Below are 5,515 nucleotides of genomic sequence, written 5' to 3'. Positions count from 1 at the left end.
TGCTGATTGCAGCAAAGTTTGAAACAAAGAAGAGATTCTGAGTTTCGGTTCATTAAAAATATACAGCCGATAAGCGTGGGCGTTTGATGGCGAGTGCCAAGTTCTTTGGAACTAGTGCTTAGCACTACAAACGCTCATGAGATAGAAGTGAAGTTCACTTCAATTCTTTTTTATGAGTTGCTCGAAAGAGCGAAAAAATCAAGATCGAACTGTAGAGTTTGATCCTGGCTCAGATTGAACGCTGGCGGCATGCCTTACACATGCAAGTCGAACGGTAACAGGTCTTCGGATGCTGACGAGTGGCGAACGGGTGAGTAATACATCGGAACGTGCCCGATCGTGGGGGATAACGGAGCGAAAGCTTTGCTAATACCGCATACGATCTACGGATGAAAGCAGGGGACCGCAAGGCCTTGCGCGGACGGAGCGGCCGATGGCAGATTAGGTAGTTGGTGGGATAAAAGCTTACCAAGCCGACGATCTGTAGCTGGTCTGAGAGGACGACCAGCCACACTGGGACTGAGACACGGCCCAGACTCCTACGGGAGGCAGCAGTGGGGAATTTTGGACAATGGGCGAAAGCCTGATCCAGCCATGCCGCGTGCAGGATGAAGGCCTTCGGGTTGTAAACTGCTTTTGTACGGAACGAAAAAGTTCTTTCTAATAAAGAGAGCTCATGACGGTACCGTAAGAATAAGCACCGGCTAACTACGTGCCAGCAGCCGCGGTAATACGTAGGGTGCAAGCGTTAATCGGAATTACTGGGCGTAAAGCGTGCGCAGGCGGTTATGCAAGACAGATGTGAAATCCCCGGGCTCAACCTGGGAACTGCATTTGTGACTGCATAGCTAGAGTACGGCAGAGGGGGATGGAATTCCGCGTGTAGCAGTGAAATGCGTAGATATGCGGAGGAACACCGATGGCGAAGGCAATCCCCTGGGCCTGTACTGACGCTCATGCACGAAAGCGTGGGGAGCAAACAGGATTAGATACCCTGGTAGTCCACGCCCTAAACGATGTCAACTGGTTGTTGGGTCTTCACTGACTCAGTAACGAAGCTAACGCGTGAAGTTGACCGCCTGGGGAGTACGGCCGCAAGGTTGAAACTCAAAGGAATTGACGGGGACCCGCACAAGCGGTGGATGATGTGGTTTAATTCGATGCAACGCGAAAAACCTTACCCACCTTTGACATGTACGGAATTTTCCAGAGATGGATTAGTGCTCGAAAGAGAACCGTAACACAGGTGCTGCATGGCTGTCGTCAGCTCGTGTCGTGAGATGTTGGGTTAAGTCCCGCAACGAGCGCAACCCTTGCCATTAGTTGCTACGAAAGGGCACTCTAATGGGACTGCCGGTGACAAACCGGAGGAAGGTGGGGATGACGTCAAGTCCTCATGGCCCTTATAGGTGGGGCTACACACGTCATACAATGGCTGGTACAGAGGGTTGCCAACCCGCGAGGGGGAGCCAATCCCATAAAGCCAGTCGTAGTCCGGATCGCAGTCTGCAACTCGACTGCGTGAAGTCGGAATCGCTAGTAATCGCGGATCAGAATGTCGCGGTGAATACGTTCCCGGGTCTTGTACACACCGCCCGTCACACCATGGGAGCGGGTTCTGCCAGAAGTAGGTAGCCTAACCGTAAGGAGGGCGCTTACCACGGCAGGGTTCGTGACTGGGGTGAAGTCGTAACAAGGTAGCCGTATCGGAAGGTGCGGCTGGATCACCTCCTTTCTGGAAAACTGCATTCAATATTGAACGCCCACACTTATCGGTTGTTGGAAGAGTCGGTCTGACCGACATGGGTCTGTAGCTCAGCTGGTTAGAGCACCGTCTTGATAAGGCGGGGGTCGTTGGTTCGAGCCCAACTAGACCCACCAAATCTTCCAAACATCAGATGCGAGGATCATTGGGGGATTAGCTCAGCTGGGAGAGCACCTGCTTTGCAAGCAGGGGGTCGTCGGTTCGATCCCGTCATCCTCCACCAACCAATCGGTATCAATGCAACACCAAAGAGGCTTTGAAAAAAGGCTTCTTTGTTGTTGATCGAGATTACTCAGATCAATCGGCTGTTCTTTAAAAATTCATAGAGTCGAATCAGCGTTGCTGATGGAAACTGCACATTCGTAAAGGTTTAGTGCAGACCGTGCCATCAGCAACATGAAATTTGATTGCGTCAAAACGAATTGAAACTTTGTTTTAGTTCAAGTAATGACGAATCGTTCTCTAGGTAGCAATACCAAAGAAACATTCACATTACGGCATAACGCGCGAGGTGAAAGACCTCGCAAGTACTTGAAAGAAAATGGAGATGTTTCGAAAGAGACGTCAAAGTTATAGGGTCAAGTGACTAAGAGCATGTGGTGGATGCCTTGGCGATTACAGGCGACGAAAGACGTGATAGCCTGCGATAAGCTTCGGGGAGCTGGCAAATAAGCTTTGATCCGGAGATTTCTGAATGGGGAAACCCACCTCGCAAGAGGTATCGCATACTGAATACATAGGTATGCGAGGCGAACCGGGTGAACTGAAACATCTCAGTAGCTCGAGGAAAAGACATCAACCGAGATTCCGAAAGTAGTGGCGAGCGAAATCGGAAGAGCCTTCTAGTGATAGCACGACTGTTAGCAAAATGGGATGGAAAGCCCAGCCATAGCAGGTGATAGCCCTGTATGCGAAAACAGACGTGTGGTACTAAGCTAGAGAAAAGTAGGGCGGGGCACGAGAAACCTTGTCTGAATATGGGGGGACCATCCTCCAAGGCTAAATACTCGTAATCGACCGATAGTGAACCAGTACCGTGAGGGAAAGGCGAAAAGAACCCCGGGAGGGGAGTGAAATAGATCCTGAAACCGCATGCTTACAAAAAGTAGGAGCCCGCAAGGGTGACTGCGTACCTTTTGTATAATGGGTCAGCGACTTACATTCAGTGGCAAGGTTAACCGAATAGGGAAGCCGTAGAGAAATCGAGTCCGAATAGGGCGTTCAGTCGCTGGGTGTAGACCCGAAACCAAGTGATCTATCCATGGCCAGGATGAAGGTGCCGTAACAGGTACTGGAGGTCCGAACCGACTAGTGTTGCAAAACTAGCGGATGAGCTGTGGATAGGGGTGAAAGGCTAAACAAACTTGGAAATAGCTGGTTCTCTCCGAAAACTATTTAGGTAGTGCCTCAAGTATTACCGTCGGGGGTAGAGCACTGTTTTGGCTAGGGGGTCATGGCGACTTACCAAACCAAGGCAAACTCCGAATACCGACGAGTACAGCTTGGGAGACAGAGCACCGGGTGCTAACGTCCGGACTCAAGAGGGAAACAACCCAGACCGCCAGCTAAGGTCCCTAAAATTGGCTAAGTGGGAAACGAAGTGGGAAGGCTAAAACAGTCAGGATGTTGGCTTAGAAGCAGCCATCATTTAAAGAAAGCGTAATAGCTCACTGATCGAGTCGTCCTGCGCGGAAGATGTAACGGGGCTAAGCCAGTTACCGAAGCTGCGGATTCACAGTTTACTGTGAGTGGTAGGAGAGCGTTCTGTAAGCCTGTGAAGGTGTCTGGTAACGGATGCTGGAGGTATCAGAAGTGCGAATGCTGACATGAGTAGCGTTAAAGGGGGTGAAAAGCCCCCTCGCCGTAAGCGCAAGGTTTTCTACGCAACGTTCATCGGCGTAGAGTGAGTCGGCCCCTAAGGCGAGGCAGAGATGCGTAGCTGATGGGAAACAGGTCAATATTCCTGTACCGATGTGTAGTGCGATGTGGGGACGGAGAAGGTTAGCTCAGCCAACTGTTGGATATGTTGGTTCAAGCCTGTAGTCGTGCCTGGTAGGCAAATCCGCCAGGCTTAGATGAGGGGTGATAACGAGTCTGCTTGCAGACGAAGTGAGTGATACCCTGCTTCCAGGAAAAGCCACTAAGCTTCAGCTACACACGACCGTACCGCAAACCGACACTGGTGCGCGAGATGAGTATTCTAAGGCGCTTGAGAGAACTCAGGAGAAGGAACTCGGCAAATTGATACCGTAACTTCGGGAGAAGGTATGCCCCAAGTAGGTGAACCTGTACAAGGCGAGCCCAAAGGGGTTGCAAAAAATCGGTGGCTGCGACTGTTTAATAAAAACACAGCACTCTGCAAACACGAAAGTGGACGTATAGGGTGTGACGCCTGCCCGGTGCTGGAAGATTAAATGATGGGGTGCAAGCTCTTGATTGAAGTCCCAGTAAACGGCGGCCGTAACTATAACGGTCCTAAGGTAGCGAAATTCCTTGTCGGGTAAGTTCCGACCTGCACGAATGGCGTAACGATGGCCACACTGTCTCCTCCTGAGACTCAGCGAAGTTGAAATGTTTGTGATGATGCAATCTCCCCGCGGAAAGACGGAAAGACCCCATGAACCTTTACTGTAGCTTTGTATTGGACTTTGAACAGATCTGTGTAGGATAGGTGGGAGGCTTTGAAGTGAGGACGCTAGTTCTCATGGAGCCAACGTTGAAATACCACCCTGGTGTGTTTGAGGTTCTAACCTAGGTCCCTTATCGGGATCGGGGACAGTGCATGGTAGGCAGTTTGACTGGGGCGGTCTCCTCCCAAAGCGTAACGGAGGAGTTCGAAGGTACGCTAGGTACGGTCGGACATCGTGCTAATAGTGCAATGGCATAAGCGTGCTTAACTGCGAGACTGACAAGTCGAGCAGATGCGAAAGCAGGACATAGTGATCCGGTGGTTCTGTATGGAAGGGCCATCGCTCAACGGATAAAAGGTACTCTGGGGATAACAGGCTGATACCGCCCAAGAGTTCATATCGACGGCGGTGTTTGGCACCTCGATGTCGGCTCATCTCATCCTGGGGCTGTAGCCGGTCCCAAGGGTATGGCTGTTCGCCATTTAAAGAGGTACGTGAGCTGGGTTTAAAACGTCGTGAGACAGTTTGGTCCCTATCTTCCGTGGGCGCTGCAGATTTGAGGAAGCCTGCTCCTAGTACGAGAGGACCGGAGTGGACACACCTCTGGTGTATCGGTTGTCACGCCAGTGGCATTGCCGAGTAGCTAAGTGTGGAAGAGATAACCGCTGAAAGCATCTAAGCGGGAAACTCGTTTCAAGATGAGATCTGCCGGGGCCTTGAGCCCCCTAAAGAGTCGTTCAAGACCAGGACGTTGATAGGTCAGGTGTGGAAGCGCAGTAATGCGTTAAGCTAACTGATACTAATTGCTCGTGCGGCTTGACCCTATAACTTTGATCACCATTCGATCAAGTTGTTATGCCAAGTGACGCAGTCAAAATACAAGCTGATTCCAAACTCTATGAATTCGCCGCCTTGATCACATCAAGGTAGCTCCAAGTTATGCCTGATGACCATAGCAAGTTGGTCCCACTCCTTCCCATCCCGAACAGGACAGTGAAACGACTTTGCGCCGATGATAGTGCGGGTTCCCGTGTGAAAGTAGGTCATCGTCAGGCTCTTACAGCCCAAATCGCCCCGACATCCAACGATGTCGGGGCGCTTTGCTTTGGAGAATGAAAAT

At 51.0% G+C, this 5,515-nt stretch carries 2 tRNA genes and 3 rRNA genes; all 5 read left to right on the top strand.

The features are described from left to right. Positions 1-206 precede the first annotated feature (206 nt). The 5 genes from AVMA1855_RS26375 (at position 207) to rrf (ending at position 5,450) form a co-directional block, all read left to right on the top strand. A 16S ribosomal RNA gene (locus AVMA1855_RS26375) occupies positions 207-1,735 on the top strand. Positions 1,736-1,804: 69 nt separating this feature from the next. Then, positions 1,805-1,881: transfer RNA gene (locus tag AVMA1855_RS26370), tRNA-Ile, on the top strand. Positions 1,882-1,912: 31 nt separating this feature from the next. Beyond that, positions 1,913-1,988, top strand: a tRNA-Ala gene (locus AVMA1855_RS26365). A gap of 353 nt (positions 1,989-2,341) precedes the next feature. Continuing rightward, a 23S ribosomal RNA gene (locus AVMA1855_RS26360) occupies positions 2,342-5,219 on the top strand. Positions 5,220-5,337: 118 nt separating this feature from the next. Continuing rightward, positions 5,338-5,450: ribosomal RNA gene (gene rrf, locus AVMA1855_RS26355) — 5S ribosomal RNA — on the top strand. Together the 16S, 23S and 5S rRNA genes with 2 tRNA genes alongside form the textbook arrangement of a ribosomal RNA operon. Positions 5,451-5,515 lie beyond the last annotated feature (65 nt).

Source organism: Acidovorax sp. SUPP1855, from assembly GCF_030158955.1.
Lineage (GTDB): Bacteria > Pseudomonadota > Gammaproteobacteria > Burkholderiales > Burkholderiaceae_C > Paracidovorax.
The sequence above is the reverse complement of the archived record's forward strand: the minus strand, read 5'-3'. Positions and strand labels throughout refer to the sequence as shown.